Source organism: Citrobacter sp. MGH106 (assembly GCF_001037495.1).
GTDB lineage: Bacteria > Pseudomonadota > Gammaproteobacteria > Enterobacterales > Enterobacteriaceae > Citrobacter > Citrobacter murliniae.
This window is the reverse complement of the sequence record NZ_KQ089822.1, coordinates 1,447,036-1,466,073: the sequence shown is the minus strand read 5'-3', so window position 1 is coordinate 1,466,073 and position 19,038 is coordinate 1,447,036. Positions and strand designations below refer to the sequence as shown.

The following is a 19,038-nucleotide window of genomic DNA, read 5'->3' as shown; positions in this document are numbered from 1 at the left end:
AATTCTTACTCAGATAATGAAACTTGTTCTAACCGAGGAGCAACAGCATCTTTTGCTGAAAGTTCTGGAGGTTGTGTAATCGGCCACTCGATACCAATTATTTCATCACTCCATAATATGCTACCCTCAGCAGATGGTGCATAATAATTCGTTGCTTTATAGAGGAACTCAGCGGTTTCACTCAGTGTGACAAAACCATGTGCAAAACCTTCAGGTATCCAGAGTTGCTTCTTATTTTCTGCTGACAGATGTACGCCAACCCATTTTCCAAATGTCGGTGAATTTTTGCGGATATCAACAGCTACATCAAATACCTCACCAAGCGTGCAACGCACTAACTTGCCCTGGGCATGTGATCCTTTTTGAAAATGCAGTCCTCTCAGGACCCCTTTTCTCGATTTAGAGTGATTATCCTGCACAAAAGTAATTTTACGCCCAACCGATTCTTCGAAAATTTTCTGACTAAAACTTTCGAAAAAGAACCCACGCTCATCTCCAAACACTTTCGGTTCAAAGATCAACACTTCCGGAATTGCTGTTTGAATAACGTTCATCTCTTATAAACCTTTAACCATTCTTATAAGGTACTTACCGTAATCGTTTTTTGATAATGGCTCTGCCAGTTTCTCAACCTGTACAGCATCAATAAACCCTTTCCGATAAGCAATTTCCTCAGGACAAGACACCTTCAATCCTTGTCGCTCTTCAATTGTGGCAATAAAATTACTGGCTTCGATCAGACTCTGGTGCGTCCCTGTGTCCAACCACGCATAGCCACGCCCCATCATTGCAACCGATAAACGGCCCTGCTCCATATAAATTCGGTTAATATCCGTGATTTCGAGTTCACCGCGTGCCGAGGGATCTAAGTTTTTTGCCATTTCCACGACATCGTTGTCGTAGAAATACAATCCGGTAACAGCATAATTGCTCTTGGGGTCAATAGGTTTTTCTTCAAGGCTAATAGCGGTTCCATGCTTATCGAATTCGACTACACCGTAGCGCTCAGGATCGTTCACATGGTATGCAAATACTGTTGCCCCATTTTCTTGATTGACTGCGGTATCCATTAATTTAGGCAAGTCATGTCCGTAAAAAATGTTGTCACCCAACACTAATGCGCAATCATCAGTCCCGATGAACTCTTCACCAATGATAAATGCCTGGGCCAGTCCATCCGGTGTAGGCTGTATTTTGTATTGAAGATTAAGCCCCCATTGGCTGCCGTCCCCCAGAAGTTGTTCGAAACGAGGAGTATCCTGCGGGGTACTAATAATCAGGATGTCACGAATACCAGCCAACATCAGAGTAGAAAGCGGGTAATAAATCATCGGCTTGTCATAAATAGGCAGTAGCTGCTTACTCACTGCCATAGTTACTGGATATAAACGGGTGCCCGATCCACCAGCTAAAATAATACCTTTACGCGTTTTCATTTCATTTTCTCTTTTATGCGCAAAATGCCCGCTTACGCAGCATTATTATCATGATCAGATTGCTGTTGTAGTAAATAATTCGTTCAGCATACGCTTCACACCGGACTCCCACTGTGGAAGAACAAGCCCAAAGTGACGCTGGAATTTTTCAGTATTCAGACGAGAATTATTCGGTCGGCGAGCTGGTGTCGGATAAGCATTGGTTGGCACTTCATTCAACTTATTAATTGCTAATTCAACACCAGCTTTTCTGGCCTCATCAAACACCAATGCAGCATAGTCATGCCATGTGGTAACACCACTCGCGACCAGGTGATAGAGACCAGCAACCTCATGATTTTTAATAGCTATACGAATAGCATGGGCGGTACAATCCGCCAGCAACTCCGCACCTGTCGGTGCACCATACTGATCGTTAATAACTGACAGCTCCGTCCGTTCTTTCGCCAGCCGTAGCATGGTTTTGGCAAAATTATTACCTTTACCGGCATAAACCCAACTAGTACGGAAAATAAGATGTTTCTGACAGTATTCTTGTAACGCCTTCTCACCAGCCAGTTTAGTTTCGCCATAAACATTCAACGGTGCCGTAATATCATCTTCACGCCACGGTGTTTCACCGGTACCTGGGAAAACGTAATCCGTTGAATAATGTACCACCCACGCTCCTGTTTCAGCGGCAGCTTTAGCGATGGCTTCTACACTTGTAGCATTGAGCAACTGCGCAAATTCAACTTCTGACTCAGCTTTATCTACAGCGGTATGTGCCGCCGCATTAACAACTACATCGGGACGTATCTTACGTACGGTTTCAGCAATACCTTCTGGATTACTGAAATCTCCACAGTAATCTTTAGAATGAACATCAAGAGCAATAATATTGCCAAGTGGGGCTAATGCTCGTTGAAGTTCCCAACCCACCTGACCATTTTTCCCAAAAAGCAGAATATTCATTACTGACGTTCCCCGTAATTCTGTTCAATCCAGGTTTTATAGGCACCGCTTTTAACGTTATCTACCCATTGAGTGTTGTGCAGATACCATTCCACCGTTTTACGGATACCGCTTTCAAAGGTTTCTCGCGGCTTCCAGCCCAGCTCGCGACTAATTTTATCTGCGTCGATAGCGTAGCGGCGATCATGGCCCGGACGATCAGTTACATAGGTGATTTGCTCTCTGTATGAAGCCGCTTTTGGTACAATCTCATCCAAAAGATCGCAAATGGTATGAACTACATCGATATTTTTTTTCTCATTATGGCCACCGATATTGTAGGTTTCACCAATTTGACCTTCTGTCACAACGGTGTACAGCGCTCGGGCATGATCTTCTACATACAGCCAATCACGGATTTGGTCGCCTTTGCCATAAATTGGCAGGGCCTTTCCTTCAAGTGCGTTAAGGATCACTAACGGAATCAACTTCTCAGGAAAGTGGTACGGTCCATAGTTGTTCGAACAGTTGGTGACAATCGTGGGGAATCCATAGGTTCGCATCCAGGCGCGAACCAGATGATCGCTGGAAGCTTTCGACGCAGAATATGGGCTGCTAGGTGCATAAGGTGTTTTTTCTGTAAACATCGGTAATTCTGTACCGCTCGCCACTTCATCCGGATGCGGCAAATCGCCGTACACTTCATCCGTCGAAATATGATGAAAACGAAACGCCGATTTCATCTCAGCGTCCATTGTTGACCAATAGGCACGCGCGGATTCCAACAGCACATACGTGCCCACAATATTCGTTTCAATGAAGTCCGCAGGTCCGGTAATAGAACGGTCTACATGGCTTTCGGCCGCAAGGTGCATCACAGCATCAGGTTTATGCGTAGCAAAAATACGTGCCATTGCCGTTTTATCGCAAATATCCGCATGCTCAAAATGATACCGACTGCTTTCATTAACTTCAGCAAGAGACTCCAGGTTACCGGCGTAGGTTAGTTTATCAACATTAACAACCACATCCTGGGTATTTTTGATTATATGACGAACAACTGCAGATCCAATGAACCCCGCCCCACCAGTAACAAGTATTTTCACTTTTTAATTCCGAATATCATATATATGGCTACTATTAAGATGCTGGTATAAAAACAGCCCCTGGATATTTATCCACGCTACCGCCCCTGGCTTCACAGCTACCAGAGCACTACATAAATTTCCAAAGATGTAACCAGCCCCGCTAGCTATGCAAAGCTCTCTTAAGCTTAAACGTTAATTGTCTTACCAAATGCTGTCATAAACAAGGGAAAATCTGACAAAGATAAGATTAAACTTAGTAGTTTAACTCGTTGTTATTGGTTGTTTTTAATAAAAAAACGACAGTAACATTCCATTGCATCAAGCATAGACGCTGGAATGTTAGCTGCCGCTATTTTTTGTGGAGTATTGTCACAAAGAAATCAAAATCTATTCGCTAAGCAACTTCTCAATGCTCTTGCGAAACTTCGGTCCTTCCTTCAGGTTGCGCAGCCCGTACTTCACAAAGGCCTGCATGTAACCCATTTTTTTACCGCAGTCATAGCTATCGCCGGTCATTAGCATGGCATCAACAGATTGTTTTTTCGCCAGTTCAGCAATTGCATCGGTTAACTGAATACGTCCCCATGCGCCAGGTTGCGTATGCTCTAATTCAGCCCAGATATCTGCAGAAAGTACATAACGCCCCACGGCCATCAGATCGGAGTCCAGCGTTTGTGGCTGATCGGGTTTTTCAATAAATTCAACGATGCGGCTAACTTTACCTTCATTATCTAAAGGTTCTTTAGTCTGAATGACGGAGTACTCGGAAAGGTCGCCTTCCATACGTTTAGCCAGTACCTGACTGCGCCCTGTCTCATTAAAGCGGGCAACCATAGCAGCCAGGTTGTAGCGCAACGGATCTGCACTTGCATTGTCAAGAATAACATCAGGTAACACCACCACGAACGGGTTATCCCCTACAATCGGGCGGGCACATAGAATTGAATGACCAAGGCCAAGCAGTTGAGCCTGACGAACGTTCATAATGGTCACGCCAGGAGGGCAGATAGATTGTACTTCGGCTAGCAGTTGGCGTTTTACGCGTTGCTCAAGAAGCGACTCTAATTCATAAGAGGTGTCGAAGTGGTTCTCTACTGCATTCTTGGATGCATGAGTAACCAGAACGATTTCTTTGATCCCTGCAGCAACAATCTCGTCGACAATGTACTGAATCATCGGCTTATCGACGATCGGCAGCATCTCTTTTGGGATGGCCTTTGTGGCAGGCAACATATGCATCCCCAGGCCCGCTACCGGAATAACTGCTTTCAAATTAACCATTAAGTCATTCACCTATACAATAGTTGCTGAATTATAGCTTTTTAGCTTGTTTTAGCCAGTATGAATTACATTGATCAGATGCCTCACATGTTACTCCGCTTATGTGCCAAATGCAGTAGTATTAATCTCAAGCTGGTATCATTTTAGGCAGAAAAGCTCGTAAAATTACCGCTCCGGTAGCGTAAAATTCACTGTATCCACATTCACCACCTGATGATTCACACTGTCGATATCGGCCGAACTCTGCCCGGTCTCATTTACCGCATTGACATTAGCCAGTGACAGCAATGTATTCTCTTTGGCCATAAACTTCCCGCGAATGTCCTTACGCAGATCGAAGTGCATTTTTAGCGCGGGTCCCACTGTGGATTGCTGCATTACCTTGATATTACGTAAAAACAGATGCTGCGGTTTGTTATGTAGCTCAAGCGTTCCACGCTTCATATCGACATTGGTGATGGATACGAAAGAGGTAGCATTACCTGAGGAAATCTGGATGCCGCGTAATTTATAATCAAAACTAGTGTTATCCAGTTGAATATTATTTAATTTAAAGTTTTGAGGGATCGATAAATATCGCCCTTTGACTACGCCGTAACCAATCAGTATTCCCGCGCTATTCCTCATCTTTATATTATCTATCACAAAATTATCACACCCATAAATAGCAATCGTTGCATTATCAATACCCGCTTTCTTACTGAAATCCGGAGTGATATTCCGCGCATTGACATTACGAATGATAAAGTGCTTACCGTTCTCCACATGGATTAACTGGCGGCAGTCGCTACCGGTGATATTCGCAACCACAAAGTTTTTCACTGCCTGGTCGTCCGGGTAGGTATTGTCATAGGTACTTCCCGCCAGCCCTATACCGATGCCCCAGTTAACATTGCCATTGGTACAGTTGATGCGCTCTATAACATGGTCGGAGATAAGAATATCGCGATCGTTTATTGCCACATTCCACTCAATGGCATCGCCCTGCAAATCACTAAAGCGACTATTAGTGATTTGCACACCATCCAGTTGGTTATGAAATCCCTGGCGCAGGATCCCGTAATTAGCATGGGTGATGGTAATATCATCGATGGTAAGGTTGCGCATCACCCGCTTTTTTTTACCGCCGATATATATCTGCGTCACCGGACCAAAACCGCTCAGCATGATTCCTTTAATCAAGCAGTCCGATCCACGCACATCGAGGGTAATATTATGCAGGCTCCCGCCTTTCTCCCCTACTACCTTGCAACCATCCTGCAGAACAAATCGACCACGCCCATTACTGCTTATGTGACCTTGCAGAAGTAATGTTTTACCTTGCGGAATGAAAATCCCGGTATTCATGTTTCCACATACCAACCCGACAGGTACAACGACCGTTTGTGCCTCTGAAAATGCCTGTCGGAACGAAGCTACCCAATCCTTTGGATCGTAGTCCTGAATGTTAACGCTGCGCCCGGTTTCAAGCGAGCGTCCAACCGGTGAATGGAGTACGACAAGCGCGGAGCCTGCCGCCAGAAAGGTACGTCGGGAAAGTTTTTTCTCTGGCATACAACCTCGAATCACAGCGTTTGCAACAGGCTGGATAACTGCGTATTGATGACTGACTGATTGAATTCAGATTCAATTTTCTCACGTGCACGCAGCACAATTGGCTTTAGCTCTCCGCTGTCGATATGAGTCAATGCTGCCAGTCGTTCTGCCAGCGCCTGCGCATCGTTTTCGGGAACCAGCCAGCCTGTCTTACCGGACTCAACCAGCTCAGGGATACCACTGTGAACGGTAGAAACGACCGGGATCCCCACAGCCATCGCTTCCATCAGTGCCACCGGGATCCCCTCCATATCACCATCCGTCCCTGTGATTGAGGGCAGCAGAAATACGTCCGCTCGCTCGAGCATCTCTTTCACCTGATGACTGGGCATAAAACCCGACATTTCAATCACATCATCCAGTTGATATTGCTCAATCAGCGTACGCAGACGACGCTCCCAGGGGCCAATGCCCAGGATCCGATAACGAAATGCCATGCCCTGCTCTTTCAACTGACGACAGGCTTCGATGGCGACGTGCAGCCCTTTTTTCTCGGTTAATCGTGCGACAGAGAGAATTTCCAGCGGAGCAGCAGGTGCTTTCACTTCACGAGGAGTAAACCGTGTCATATCTATCCCCATGCGTGATACAGCGATTTTTTCTGGCGGGCATCCCATCTTTTGTAAACGCCCGGCCCAAAGATTACTGATCGGCAACATTAAATCTCCGCGCTGAAACAGCTTTTGATATTCCGGGGTATAACGGGCAAGCACCTCCCGATGTGAAATATCAATGCCGTGAAACACCGTCGCTATTTTGCCGCTAATTACACCAAGCTCACGTAGTTTCGCCGCCGTCACACCTGCCGGTCCAAAGTGAGCAATAAACACATCGGCATGCAATGCCTTTGGCGTTAACCCGCATATGGCGGCCAAAATCAGGTTGCGCGCCTCATCACCGTAGCGCGAAATATTGAGTGCCTTCCAGGAGACCATGCGGGTAATCCCTTGTAACGCAGCAGTAATCCGGTATTGCAACTTCCTCAGTTTGTCGTTCGGTTCATCAAGCAGCCAGCGCGTTTTTTCTGCCAGCTGATAGGCATCGTATGAGGCATGCGTATTTTCAAGGTCGCCCTTATGCAAGGCGACAATTTCCACTTCATAACCCATATCAATAAACGCAGTGATCTGATTAAGCACAAAAGTTTCTGATGAAAGCGGGAATTTGAGCAGGAAAAATCCAACCTTCATTTTTCCTCCCCGATACGAGCTAATACCGACTGCACCATACGCAACCCCTGTTCACGTTCACGCTTTACAGCGTCTTCCACGCGTACGTTCAGTTCCGGTAGTTGGCCGAGGGTATCGGTAACCTTACCTTCCAGGCTGCCATCCAGCAGATGACTAATATCAACAGCCATCTCCGGTAGCCCCAGTTGTTGCATAATCCCCGCTGATTTATGCTCGTAATTGATAGCAATCGCCGGAGTGTCAAAGTTCATTGAGATGATGGCGGAATGCAGACGCGTGCCCACCGTTAAATCACATGCGCCGAGAATTTTTCCCATTTCAAGGTCATTCAGTTCATCCATTACCACGTGGTAACGGTCTGGATCGTTGATGTACTGACGCAGATTCAGCGCCACCATGCGGTCATCTTTGTTGTAACTATCAATCCCGGTACACGTTGACAGCGCCACCACCTGGTAACCTGCGTCAAGGATCCTGTTTACCACTCCGGCAAAAGCTTGCTCATAGGCCTGCTGCGTTGTTCCCAGACGCTTATCAAACGGTGCCAGTTCGCGCAGGGTAATGGCGACGGTTTTTTGTTTTGCCACCGTTTGTAACCAGTGCTGTACAGCATAACCAGGCTCAAAATCATCCTGATGATTGTCAACGAGCCAGGCTGTATCCACGCCGGACTCAACTTTCGCCGTGGTTATTTCACTGCGTTTCATCAGTTCCAGGCTGACTGATTCACGTAAAATCAGCGCATTGCAGTGCCCAAAAACGTAATTCGCCAGTTGATTAAACTGTTCATCCTGGAATGGCCCCACACTGTGACCAATCATGTACAGCGGTTTTTTGGCCATAAATGAACACAAAGCATGCTCAAACTGCGGTACACCGTACAAATCGACAAAAAAAGATCCGCCGACCTGGATAATGGCGTCATAGCGCGAAAGCAGACGGACAAAGTCGGTAAATCCCTGAGCAATTGCGATATTACGCAGATTGCCAGAATCAGTGACGCGAGAAAGCAGTACCTGATGCTGATAGCGACGGCGCAGTATTTTCTTCACCCGCCCTACCACACCCGCAGCATTGTTGTGCTGCTTCATTTGTGAATACAACGGATCGCCCATCACCGGGCGGTTCAGTAACCAGGAGGAACTCACCGGGTAGCGGCTCATCACATCTACTTCAGTCTCTGGCTGTAGCGTATTAATGGCATCCAACAAACCGCGCAGAATAGCGCTATCACCACGATTTCCGCAGGTGTGGTTGCCCAGAATTAGTAATTTCATAATGACCTCTTAAAACGATTTTCTTACCCTGCGCGTAGCAGTGTTTTCATTTTTTCACTGCGGCAGAACTGGCGCTTGATCTCCACCACCAGCGGGTGGCGCGACAGGACAATCGTTACGACAAACGCCAGCGCGCCCGACGCTATCTGCAGACCCAGCAGCAGGCTTAACTCCAGCTGACCTTGCAGCGCAATGCCCAACAGGTAGCTGACGATCAGCGTCGGCAAGGAAAGATAAAACGGCAGCCACAGGCTGAGCATGTACTGCCGATAGCTGGTGCCAAGCACCGGTTTAATCATCACGAAGTAACTCAGGACGGTGTTGATCACCTGCACCAGCAAAAAACCCAGCGTGACGCCAAGCGCACCAGCAATATTCCCGCCAACCAGAATGGCAGGGATAAACAAAAAGGTTTTGAATACATTGAATTTGAAGCTGATATCGACGCGGGCTTTTGCCATCAGCAGCGAACCAATTGGATTACCAACAGATCGCAGTAGCCCAACGATGCACAGCAGTTGCAGGATGGGGACGATGGCGATCCACTTCTCGCCAAACACCAGCGGCACCAGATTGTTCGACACCACCATCAGGCCCAGCAGCGCCGGAAAATTGATAATGCCGACAACCGACAGCAGCTTGTAGAAATTCACCCGCAGTTTTTCGTTGTCATCCTGAATTTTGGCAAACGCCGGAAACAGCACACGGGTAATAATTGGATTCAGTTTTATTGGCGGCACAACCGCCACATTCCAGGCAAGGTTGAACCCTCCCGCAACGCCAGCCCCCAGAGTTCTGGCCAGTACCAGGGTGGAAAGATTGGTATTAACGTAATTGATGATGCTGTCTGCAGTCAGCCACGCGCCAAAACGCAGGTTTGCCGACACGCTAGCGAGGGAAAAATGCAGTCCGGGGCGATAAATTTTGCGACCCAAATAGCCGAACAGCAGCGTTCGCAGCACACAGTTCACCAGATAGCCCAGAATAGCCGTCATCGCTAACGGCCAAACGTGGGCGCTGACCACGGTAAAGGTAAAACCGGTCAGCACCGAACTGGTTTCGATGATGCCAATTTTGTTGAATTCCAGCTCTTTTTGCATCAGGGCGCGGAACTGTTGGCCATGCGGTATTACCACAAACGCCAGCGACAACGCTTTTATCAGCAGCGCCAGATCGGGGGTGTTCAGTACACTGGCAATCGTATCACTGAGCAGAAACATCGCTACGCAAACAACAATACCCAGCCCAACGTTTATCCAGTACAGGGTGGTGAGTTCAACATAACCGATCTCTTTGCGCTGAATAATAGAATTGGCGATACCAAAATCTGACAGCGTATCTGCCAGCGCGATAATCACCAGCGACACGGTTAACAGCCCGAACTGATGGCTATCAATAATGCGCGCCAGTACAGTCATCTGGATCAGGCCAAGGCCAATGATGATCACCGTGGCAATTGCTGACCACTTTGCGCCGTTGAGGGTTTTTTCTCGTAAGCTCATATTAATACGCCGCTTTATTCACAAAGCCTTTAAACACCGTCAGAAAAACAATCTTGATATCGAACCACACGCTCCATTCACGAATGTACTCAAGGTCAAACTCAACGCGTTTTTCCATTTTTTCCAGCGTATCGGTTTCACCACGCCAGCCATTGATTTGCGCCCAACCGGTAATGCCGGGTTTCACCTTATGGCGCAGCATGTAACCTTCGATCAACTGACGATACTGTTCGTTATGCGCCACCGCATGCGGACGTGGACCGACAATAGACATCCCCCCCGTCAGCACATTAATAAACTGCGGCAGTTCATCAAGCGAAGTGCGGCGCAGGAAGTTGCCTATGCGGGTCACACGCGGATCGTTCTGGGTCGCCTGAGTCACCACCGCATCGTTTTCCATTACCTTCATGGAGCGAAATTTCCAGACTTTGATCGGTTTGCCGTCTATGCCGTAACGCGTCTGGCGAAAAATGACTGGTCCTTTTGAGGTCAGCTTCACCATCAGCGCAATGGCGCATAACACCGGAGAAATAAGCAACAGAATTAACGACGCCAGCACGATATCTTCCGCGCGTTTCAGCAGACGGTTAATGCCTGACAGCGGCGTGTCATACAAGGGGACAACCGGCACACCATTCATCTCTTCAATCCGCGAGTGCAGAATATTGAAAGTAAAGACATCGGGAATAAGGATCACCGAACAGGTGGTATCAGCCAGGTCGCGCACCAGTTTTTTTACGCGTGCCCCTTCGTTCATCGACATTGCGATATAGACGTTATGAATGCGTGAAGCTTTGGCGTCATCCACCAGTTGTTGCAGATTTCCGGCCCAGTCACGAGAGTTTCGTCCAGGCTCTGGGTCATGATAGACGCCAGCCACCTCAAAACCGAGCCACGGTTCATGGCGAAAGCTATCCAGCAGCATCTGCCCTGCGGGGAGATCGCCTGCAACTGCTACCCGTCGAGTGTTATAACCGCGGTTTCGCAACCATCCCGCACCGAAGCGAATAAAAGCACGACACAGCACCAGACCGACGCTTGAAAGCAAATACCACGCCAGCCACAGGGCCAGTCGGTTATCAAAATCGTTATTAAAGGCAATCAATCCCGCACTAAAAATCAGACTCAGCGTCCAGTTTTGCAGCAGTAACACTAGCTCAGTGGATATTTTGACGCCGCGCCAGGAGCGGTAAAAATCCGTTATTCCTCCCAGCATCTGGAAAACCACCAACGTGATTAACGCCACCAGCAGGTGCATGTACAGGAAAGGCAAACCGGCCAATTCGCAGACCATCCACAATCCGCCAAACATGATGGTGATATCCGAAAAGCGTTGCACCATCGAGATTAACGACGCATTGGTTTTGGTTCGTTCGCGCTTTTTTAGATGTGTCATCGTGGTTCCTGTTAGTCAACCCGTCCGGAAGAACCGGCATTACTGATTCAGCAACGCCAGAAGAGTGCGCGTTCGCGCTTCCATCAACGGAATATCTCCGCGCGATTCCACATTAAGGCGCACCACGGGTTCGGTGTTGGAGGAACGTAAATTGAAGCGCCAGTCGGCAAATGACATGCTGATACCATCGGTTCTGTCCACCGTCAGCGCCTCACCTGAAAAATGTTGTTCCACACGATTGATAGCCACTGCCGGCTCCGCCAGCGTGCTGTTAATTTCGCCACTCGCCGGGTACGCCGCCATCCGGTCACGTACCAGTTCGCCCAGCGACTGTCTTTTCAGACACAGCAATTCCGCTACCAGCAACCACGGGATCATCCCACTATCGCAGTAAGCAAAATCGCGGAAATAGTGATGGGCGCTCATCTCACCGCCGTAAACCGCATCTTCATGACGCATACGCTCTTTGATAAAAGCGTGGCCGGTTTTCGACATCACCGGCGTGCCTCCCGCAGTGTTCACCACATCCACCGTGTTCCAGGACAAACGCGGGTCATGGATAATTTTGGCCCCTGGATGTTTCTCCAGAAATGCCTGTGCCAGCAGGCCAACGATGTAGTAACCCTCGATAAACTGGCCCTTCTCATCGAACAGGAAGCAACGGTCAAAATCCCCGTCAAAAGCAATCCCCATATCCGCACCGTGTTCAATCACCGCATTCCGGGTATCTGCACGACATTCCGGTAACAGTGGGTTGGGAATACCATTAGGGAAGGAGCCATCAGGGGTATTGTGAATTTTGATGAATTCAACCGGTACGCCCAGCGTCTTAAACCGGGCTTCAATGGCATCCACCACCGGACCTGCCGCACCGTTACCAGAATTAAGCACCAGCTTTATCGGTTGCAGATTGTTGACGTTGATATAACTCAGCAGATGGTCAATGTAAGCGTCACGCAGATTAATAGTCTTGTAACTACCGCGTGTTGTCGGGTTGACGGGCGGAAAATCGTTAGACTGTGCCAGGCGCTGCACGTCTCGCAGGCCGGTATCGCCACTGATGGGTCTCGCGCCTTCACGTACCAGCTTCATCCCATTGTAATCCATCGGGTTATGGCTGGCGGTGACTTCGATACCACCGTCAACACCAAGGTGAAACGTCGCGAAGTAAATCTCTTCAGTGCCTGACATACCAAGATCCAGTACGTCCACCCCCGCGTCCTGCAGCCCTTTCGCCAGCGCCAGCTTAAGCGCTTCGCTACTCAGACGCACATCGCCGCCCAGTACCACCGTTTTCGGTTGCAGGAATTCACCACAGGCGCGGCCAATACGCCATGCAATGTCTTCATTCAGCTCGTCGCCTAGCTTGCCGCGAATATCGTAGGCTTTGAAACAGGTTAATTTCGTCATGATTTCCCCTTTTTCAGGCAACAGTTAGCCCTGACCGGAATATGGCCAAAACAGGTTGTTGTCATTATTTGCCCGATAACGCTGTGCTTACCGGGCCTACAGATTTGTAGCGTTAAACCCGTCCGTAGCGGTCCTCAAAGCGCACCACATCGTCCTCTTCGAGATAGGATCCCGAGCGCACTTCAATCAGGTCTAGCGGAATTTTTCCGGGGTTCTCCAGGCAATGAGTCGCCCCCAGAGGAATATAGACCGACTCATTTTCGCCAAGCAGTTTGATGTCGTCATTGACTGTCACCTTAGCCGTACCGGCCACCACCACCCAATGTTCGGCGCGGTGATGATGCATCTGCACAGACAACCCCTCACCCGGTTTAACGGTAATACGCTTCACCTGGTAGCGTTCTCCGGCATCAATAGAGTCATACTTGCCCCACGGACGGTACACTTCACGGTGAATATGGTGTTCATGGCGTCCGTCAGCTTTAATCTGTTCAACCACCTTTTTCACATCCTGTACCGCGTTGCGATCAGCAATCAACACCGCATCTTTGGTCTGTACCACCACCAGATCCTTCACACCAACAGTCGTCACCAGGCCTGACTCCGCGTAGACATAGCTGTTTTCAGTTTTGTGGCTAATCACGTCGCCGTGATGCACATTACCTTCGGCGGTATGGGCGCTGATTTCCCACAGCGATGACCACGAACCCACATCACTCCAGCCCGCGTTCATCGGCATCACTACTGCGTCAGCCGTATGCTCCATCACCGCATAGTCCACCGACTCTTCCGGGCAGGCGAGAAAGGCCTCTTCATCAACGCGAACGAAATCAAGATCGGGATCGGCCATGCTCATGGCATTCTCACAGGCGTCGAAAATATCGGGACGGTACTTTCTCAGTTCTTCGAGGTAGCGACCGGCACGGAACAAAAACATACCGCTGTTCCAGTAGTATTCGCCGCTTGCCACATAACCCCGCGCGGTTTCAAGATTGGGTTTCTCAACAAACTGCGCAACGTCAAAAGCGACAGCATCGGTATTGGTGGGGGAAACATCGCCACGCCGAATATAACCGTAGCCAGTTTCAGCCTGATCCGGCACGATGCCAAACGTCACCAGTTTACCCGCATCGGCATAAGGCATGGCATTGCGAACCGCTTCGCGAAAAGCCCCTTCGTTGGTAATCACATGATCAGCTGCCAGCACCAACAGTAGCGGATCCCTCTGCGGGGTGTGACGTTTTGCCGCAAGCGCAGCCAGCGCAATCGCTGGGGCTGTATTGCGCCCTGCGGGTTCAAGGATAATGTTCTCGGTCAGCTTATTAAGTTGTCGTAACTGTTCCGCCACGATGAAACGGTGTTGTTCATTGCAGATAACGACCGGGCTTTCGCACTCTACGCCGTTCAGACGACAAATTGTGGTCTGCAACATGGTGAGATCGCCTTTCAGGCACAAGAACTGTTTTGGATACAGTACACGGGACAACGGCCACAATCGACTACCAGAGCCACCGGCCATAACGACCGGAAAGAGTTTGGATTGACTCATGATTTATCCCCGTATATCTGCAATAAATTGGGTGAGCACATTTTCTTTATCCAGCGTGCATTCGGCATAATTTCGCGCCACCGTGTTTACTTTTGGCATCATCAACGCCTGTTCAATACCACTGACCAATGCACTCACCGACTCCGGCTCCACGCGAACCGCAATCCCCGGATAGCTTTCACAGAGCTGACCGAGTTCGGTTTCAGGCTCGGCGGTGATCACTGCATTGCCGCCAACAGCGAGTATATTGGTCAGTTTTGAAGGCAAAACGGCATCCGCCGCACCACGTTTTTGCACGACTAAATGGCAATCGCCCATCTTCAGTAACGCAGGTAGCGCGTCATAAGACTGCAGGGGGAAAAATTTCACGTTGTACAGACCGAGTTCACTGACCATCTTCTCCAGCCGCGCTTTTCCACCACCCTGCCCGACGATCACAAACAACCATGGTTGATTGCTAAGTTGAACTGCCGCATCAATCACGCTTTCCAGCCCCTGTTTTTCTCCAACATTGCCTGAGTAGAGAATGATTTTTTGATCTTCAGGCAAACCGAGGTACTGACGTAGTGCCTGAGCATCGGCTGTGGACACCTCACGAAAACGCGCCACTTCTGACCAGTTAGGAAAGAAAATAACCTTCTGCGGCGCGACGCCTTTTCCCTCAGCTTTGTTCATCATGGAACGAGAGATTGTCGAAACGTGGTCCACACTGTGCAGACCACTGCGCTCAAAAGCGCTGGCCAGTTTCGCCACTGCGCTGCTTTTGCTTTTCCCGACCATCCCGAGCCCTAACATAGCGTCAACTTCGTAGTCCTGGATGTGCAGCAGCGTCCGCGCCCCGGAAAGCCAGGCCAGTAACCGCATGCCAGGCGTACAAAACAGCGTTGGCACTACACCAATAATGCGATCCGGCTTCCAGCGACGCTGGGCCATTAGCGGGAAAAAACTACTCAGAGCGAAACTGCCTAAATGCAGCAGGCGCTTAAGCGTTGATGGCTGTTCAGGCACGTACAGAGGACAACGCCAGACAATGGCATCACCCTCCTCACGACGGTAGCGCCAGCAGGAATAGCGACCGTTTACTTTCCACTGTGGATAATAAGGAGGCGCGGTGATCACCCGAACGTCATGCCCTTTGCTCGCCATCCACTCCACCATCTCACCGGTGTACTTGCCGATGCCAGTTAGCTCGGGAGAATAGTTAATGCCATACACCAGGATCTTCATATTCCCGCCACTCCGGGCTGACGCTCCGGCATAAAGTACGCCAGGCTATTATCGTGCACGTTCTCACACTCCAACAGTGCCTCAGGTGTTAGCCAGCGATACGCCTCATGCTGGGCATCAGGCAATTGCAGTTCGTTTTGCTGCACCCGCAGACGAAAACCGAGCACGATGTAGTGGGTCGAGAAATCCTCACCGGAAAAGTTATCGTCATAAAAGTGCTGCCAGACCCCATAAAACTTGCCTGCGGATATCGATAAACGCAGCCCCAGTTCGGCTTCGGTCAGGCGTTCGAAGGCCATGTGAAGCGGCTCATCTTTTTGCACCCGCCCCCCCGGTACAAACCAGTATCCCTGAGCCGGGCGATTGATGCGCTGACCAAACAGGTACTCGCCACGCGCGTTTTCCACAATCAAATCAATAGCCACCAACGGGGCAGAGCGCACGACGGTGGCAAAATCTTCATGGCGTAAAAACATAATTACCCCCGATACCGCTGCTGATTCTCAAGGAACCACTGCCAGGTGCTGGCAAGTCCGGCCTCCAGCGACACTTCGTGATACCAGCCAAGCTGGTGTAGTCGCGTGACATCGAGCAACTTCCGTGGTGTACCATCCGGTTTCGAGGCATCAAACACCACGCGCCCTTTGTAGCCCACTACCTTCGCGATAGTCTGCGCCAGTTCGCGAATAGTGCAGTCAACACCTGTACCTACGTTGATATGCGACAACATCGGCTGGGTGTGCTCTCGCCAGACTTCGCGAGCCAGCTCCATCACATGAATACTGGCCGCGGCCATATCATCCACATGCAGGAACTCGCGCATCGGCGTCCCGCTCCCCCACACCACAACGTCCGCCGCATTTTGATTACAGGCATCATGAAAGCGGCGCAGCAACGCCGGGATCACATGCGAATTGCTCGGATGAAAATTGTCGTGCGGCCCGTATAGATTGGTGGGCATTACCGAACGATAGTCGCGGTCATATTGACGGTTGTATGACTCGCACAACTTGATCCCGGCAATTTTTGCAATCGCATACGGTTCATTAGTGGGTTCAAGCGCCCCCTGCAATAGTTCACTTTCGTGCATCGGCTGTCTGGCCATCTTCGGGTAAATGCATGATGAGCCGAGGAAGAGCAGCTTATTCACGTTATGCTGATGAGCCGCATGAATAACATTGCTCTCAATCATCATGTTTTCATAAATAAAATCAGCAGGATAAGTATTATTTGCCACAATACCACCCACTTTTGCCGCTGCCAGATACACCTGGTCAATACGTTCGGTCGCGAAGAAGTGACGCACCGCATTCCCGTCCAGCAGATTAAGCTCATCACGGGTACGCAGCACCAACTCAACGTTATCGCGCTGCGCCAGTTGCCTCACGATGGCAGACCCCACCATCCCGCGATGGCCCGCCACAAAAATACGTTGTTTCATCATCCTCAGTACTCCAGCGCGATGGCGACCTCATACCCATGGGATTTCAGCAGAGAATGTCGCTTCGCCGCCTCCAGATCGTTGGCAACCATTTCAGAGACCATCTGGCGCAGCGTAATTTCCGGTTTCCAGCCCAGTTTTTCGTGAGCCCTGGCCGGATCGCCCAGCAGAGTTTCTACCTCAGCCGGACGGAAATAACGCGGATCGACAGCAATCATCACATCGCCCGGTTTAACACCTGGAGCATCATGGCCGGTCACGGAAACGACAATCCCTTTTTCGTTCACGCCCTGACCTTCAAAGCGCAACTTAATGCCCAACTGTGCCGCCGCCATTTCCACAAACTGACGTACGGAATACTGCACACCAGTGGCAATAACAAAATCTTCTGGTGTTTCCTGTTGCAGCATCATCCACTGCATCCTGACGTAATCTTTGGCATGTCCCCAGTCGCGCAGGGAATCCATATTGCCGAGATACAGACACGACTCCAGCCCCTGGGCGATATTGGCAATCGCGCGGGTAATTTTCCGCGTGACAAAGGTTTCCCCCCGGCGCGGGGATTCGTGGTTAAACAGAATGCCGTTACAGGCGAACATGCCGTAGGATTCACGGTAGTTGACGGTGATCCAGTAGGCATACAGTTTGGCAACTGCATACGGCGATCGTGGATAAAACGGCGTGGTCTCTTTCTGCGGAATTTCCTGTACCAGGCCATACAATTCAGAGGTGGATGCCTGATAAAAACGGGTTTTCTTTTCGAGACCGAGGAAGCGGATCGCCTCCAGCAGGCGCAGCGTGCCAATCGCATCGACGTCAGCGGTATATTCCGGTGATTCAAATGACACCGCTACGTGGCTCATCGCCCCCAGGTTATAAACTTCATCCGGTTGAACTTCCTGTAAAATCCGGGTCAGGTTGGAGGTATCCGTCAGATCGCCATAGTGCAGATGGAATTTGGGATTACCCGAATGCGGATCCTGGTAAATATGGTCCACGCGTTCGGTGTTAAACGATGATGCGCGGCGTTTAATACCATGCACTTCATAACCTTTTTCCAGCAAAAGCTCTGCCAGATAAGAACCATCCTGCCCGGTTACGCCAGTAATGAGAGCGACTTTTGACATGTTTTCACCTCTTAAATGATCCCCTCAGGGAGTAACTTTTTCGACGCGTTTGCGCGTAACAACTGCGGGATTACCCCGACAAACGGTATTTGCCGGCAGCGATTTAAAAACGCTGCTTCGTGCACCCACTACGGTGCCATCGCCAATCGTCACACCAGGAGCAACAAAAACATCCGTCGCCAGCCAGCATTTCTCACCAACAACAATCGGCGTGGCGGTAATATCAAAATATTGACTGGTGAAATCATGACTCCCGGTGCATAAATAACTTTTCTGTGAAATAACCGCGTGCGCACCAATCGTAATATTACCCAGCGTATATAAAACCGTGTCATCACCTACCCAGGCATAATCTCCCAGGGTTAATTTCCACGGATAAGTAATTTTTACTGAAGGTCTGATTACTACGTTTTTTCCTATTTTCGCGCCAAACATTCGTAATAAAAATGCGCGCCAGCGATACATCACCTGTGGTGACAGCCGAAATAATGTCGCCTGTACTGCCCACCATAATTGCACTTTAATGGCGCCGCCACCGCGAAAACCTTTCGGTACTGAGAAGCCATTTAAATTCTGCATAGTGTG

At 49.5% G+C, this 19,038-nt stretch carries 17 protein-coding genes; all 17 read right to left on the bottom strand.

The window, feature by feature from the left end:
* Positions 1 to 5 precede the first annotated feature (5 nt).
* The 17 genes from rfbC to wcaF all read right to left on the bottom strand — a co-directional run bounded on the left by rfbC (position 6) and on the right by wcaF (position 19,032).
* Positions 6 to 554, bottom strand: a complete 549-nt coding sequence (rfbC, locus tag SK36_RS06795) for a dTDP-4-dehydrorhamnose 3,5-epimerase (protein ID WP_048221111.1) — start codon at positions 552 to 554, stop codon at positions 6 to 8.
* Between the two features lie 3 nt (positions 555 to 557).
* A complete protein-coding gene (gene rfbA, locus SK36_RS06790) occupies positions 558 to 1,436 on the bottom strand; it encodes a glucose-1-phosphate thymidylyltransferase RfbA (RefSeq protein WP_048221110.1) in 879 nt (292 codons plus the stop codon).
* A 54-nt stretch (positions 1,437 to 1,490) separates the two neighbouring features.
* On the bottom strand, positions 1,491 to 2,390 hold the full coding sequence (gene rfbD / locus SK36_RS06785) for a dTDP-4-dehydrorhamnose reductase (RefSeq protein ID WP_045444665.1): 900 nt from the start codon (positions 2,388 to 2,390) through the stop codon (positions 1,491 to 1,493).
* Complete coding sequence (gene rfbB / locus SK36_RS06780; protein ID WP_048221109.1) at positions 2,390 to 3,475, bottom strand: dTDP-glucose 4,6-dehydratase; 1,086 nt, start codon at positions 3,473 to 3,475, stop codon at positions 2,390 to 2,392. Before rfbB ends, rfbD begins: the two co-directional genes overlap by 1 nt.
* Before the next feature lie 369 nt (positions 3,476 to 3,844).
* Positions 3,845 to 4,738: a GalU regulator GalF gene (galF, locus tag SK36_RS06775; protein ID WP_045444671.1), complete on the bottom strand. Its 894-nt coding sequence runs from the start codon at positions 4,736 to 4,738 to the stop codon at positions 3,845 to 3,847.
* Between the two features lie 165 nt (positions 4,739 to 4,903).
* Positions 4,904 to 6,292: a colanic acid biosynthesis protein WcaM gene (gene wcaM, locus SK36_RS06770; RefSeq protein ID WP_048221108.1), complete on the bottom strand. Its 1,389-nt coding sequence runs from the start codon at positions 6,290 to 6,292 to the stop codon at positions 4,904 to 4,906.
* 11 nt (positions 6,293 to 6,303) lie between these two features.
* Complete coding sequence (wcaL, locus tag SK36_RS06765) at positions 6,304 to 7,524, bottom strand: colanic acid biosynthesis glycosyltransferase WcaL (RefSeq protein WP_048221107.1); 1,221 nt, start codon at positions 7,522 to 7,524, stop codon at positions 6,304 to 6,306.
* Entirely contained in the window at positions 7,521 to 8,801 is a 1,281-nt protein-coding gene (gene wcaK / locus SK36_RS06760) for a colanic acid biosynthesis pyruvyl transferase WcaK (protein WP_048221106.1), read from the bottom strand. Before wcaK ends, wcaL begins: the two co-directional genes overlap by 4 nt.
* Before the next feature lie 23 nt (positions 8,802 to 8,824).
* Entirely contained in the window at positions 8,825 to 10,303 is a 1,479-nt protein-coding gene (locus SK36_RS06755; protein ID WP_048221105.1) for an MOP flippase family protein, read from the bottom strand.
* A gap of 1 nt (position 10,304) precedes the next feature.
* Entirely contained in the window at positions 10,305 to 11,699 is a 1,395-nt protein-coding gene (gene wcaJ / locus SK36_RS06750; protein ID WP_045444686.1) for an undecaprenyl-phosphate glucose phosphotransferase, read from the bottom strand.
* Positions 11,700 to 11,738: 39 nt separating this feature from the next.
* Positions 11,739 to 13,109: a colanic acid biosynthesis phosphomannomutase CpsG gene (gene cpsG, locus SK36_RS06745; RefSeq protein WP_048221104.1), complete on the bottom strand. Its 1,371-nt coding sequence runs from the start codon at positions 13,107 to 13,109 to the stop codon at positions 11,739 to 11,741.
* Positions 13,110 to 13,221: 112 nt separating this feature from the next.
* Positions 13,222 to 14,658 carry a mannose-1-phosphate guanyltransferase gene (cpsB, locus tag SK36_RS06740; protein WP_048221102.1) on the bottom strand — a complete coding sequence of 479 codons (1,437 nt, stop codon included), beginning with the start codon at positions 14,656 to 14,658 and terminating at the stop codon, positions 13,222 to 13,224.
* Between the two features lie 3 nt (positions 14,659 to 14,661).
* On the bottom strand, positions 14,662 to 15,885 hold the full coding sequence (wcaI, locus tag SK36_RS06735) for a colanic acid biosynthesis fucosyltransferase WcaI (protein ID WP_048221101.1): 1,224 nt from the start codon (positions 15,883 to 15,885) through the stop codon (positions 14,662 to 14,664).
* Positions 15,882 to 16,361, bottom strand: a complete 480-nt coding sequence (locus SK36_RS06730; protein ID WP_045444694.1) for a GDP-mannose mannosyl hydrolase — start codon at positions 16,359 to 16,361, stop codon at positions 15,882 to 15,884. Before SK36_RS06730 ends, wcaI begins: the two co-directional genes overlap by 4 nt.
* A gap of 2 nt (positions 16,362 to 16,363) precedes the next feature.
* Complete coding sequence (gene fcl / locus SK36_RS06725; protein ID WP_048221100.1) at positions 16,364 to 17,329, bottom strand: GDP-L-fucose synthase; 966 nt, start codon at positions 17,327 to 17,329, stop codon at positions 16,364 to 16,366.
* A 2-nt stretch (positions 17,330 to 17,331) separates the two neighbouring features.
* On the bottom strand, positions 17,332 to 18,453 hold the full coding sequence (gmd, locus tag SK36_RS06720) for a GDP-mannose 4,6-dehydratase (protein ID WP_045444698.1): 1,122 nt from the start codon (positions 18,451 to 18,453) through the stop codon (positions 17,332 to 17,334).
* A gap of 24 nt (positions 18,454 to 18,477) precedes the next feature.
* Positions 18,478 to 19,032, bottom strand: a complete 555-nt coding sequence (wcaF, locus tag SK36_RS06715; protein ID WP_045444700.1) for a colanic acid biosynthesis acetyltransferase WcaF — start codon at positions 19,030 to 19,032, stop codon at positions 18,478 to 18,480.
* Between the last annotated feature and the right edge of the window lie 6 nt (positions 19,033 to 19,038).

What these genes read in the sequence shown, in the direction of transcription:
- wcaI (WP_048221101.1), bottom strand. Translation starts at nt 15,885, where the DNA reads ATGAAGATCCTGGTGTATGGCATTAACTATTCTCCCGAGCTAACTGGC.
- SK36_RS06730 (WP_045444694.1), bottom strand. Translation starts at nt 16,361, where the DNA reads ATGTTTTTACGCCATGAAGATTTTGCCACCGTCGTGCGCTCTGCCCCG.
- gmd (WP_045444698.1), bottom strand. Translation starts at nt 18,453, where the DNA reads ATGTCAAAAGTCGCTCTCATTACTGGCGTAACCGGGCAGGATGGTTCT.
- cpsB (WP_048221102.1), bottom strand. Translation starts at nt 14,658, where the DNA reads ATGAGTCAATCCAAACTCTTTCCGGTCGTTATGGCCGGTGGCTCTGGT.
- fcl (WP_048221100.1), bottom strand. Translation starts at nt 17,329, where the DNA reads ATGATGAAACAACGTATTTTTGTGGCGGGCCATCGCGGGATGGTGGGG.
- wcaK (WP_048221106.1), bottom strand. Translation starts at nt 8,801, where the DNA reads ATGAAATTACTAATTCTGGGCAACCACACCTGCGGAAATCGTGGTGAT.
- cpsG (WP_048221104.1), bottom strand. Translation starts at nt 13,109, where the DNA reads ATGACGAAATTAACCTGTTTCAAAGCCTACGATATTCGCGGCAAGCTA.
- rfbC (WP_048221111.1), bottom strand. Translation starts at nt 554, where the DNA reads ATGAACGTTATTCAAACAGCAATTCCGGAAGTGTTGATCTTTGAACCG.
- wcaL (WP_048221107.1), bottom strand. Translation starts at nt 7,524, where the DNA reads ATGAAGGTTGGATTTTTCCTGCTCAAATTCCCGCTTTCATCAGAAACT.
- rfbD (WP_045444665.1), bottom strand. Translation starts at nt 2,390, where the DNA reads ATGAATATTCTGCTTTTTGGGAAAAATGGTCAGGTGGGTTGGGAACTT.
- SK36_RS06755 (WP_048221105.1), bottom strand. Translation starts at nt 10,303, where the DNA reads ATGAGCTTACGAGAAAAAACCCTCAACGGCGCAAAGTGGTCAGCAATT.
- galF (WP_045444671.1), bottom strand. Translation starts at nt 4,738, where the DNA reads ATGGTTAATTTGAAAGCAGTTATTCCGGTAGCGGGCCTGGGGATGCAT.
- rfbA (WP_048221110.1), bottom strand. Translation starts at nt 1,436, where the DNA reads ATGAAAACGCGTAAAGGTATTATTTTAGCTGGTGGATCGGGCACCCGT.
- wcaM (WP_048221108.1), bottom strand. Translation starts at nt 6,292, where the DNA reads ATGCCAGAGAAAAAACTTTCCCGACGTACCTTTCTGGCGGCAGGCTCC.
- wcaJ (WP_045444686.1), bottom strand. Translation starts at nt 11,699, where the DNA reads ATGACACATCTAAAAAAGCGCGAACGAACCAAAACCAATGCGTCGTTA.
- wcaF (WP_045444700.1), bottom strand. Translation starts at nt 19,032, where the DNA reads ATGCAGAATTTAAATGGCTTCTCAGTACCGAAAGGTTTTCGCGGTGGC.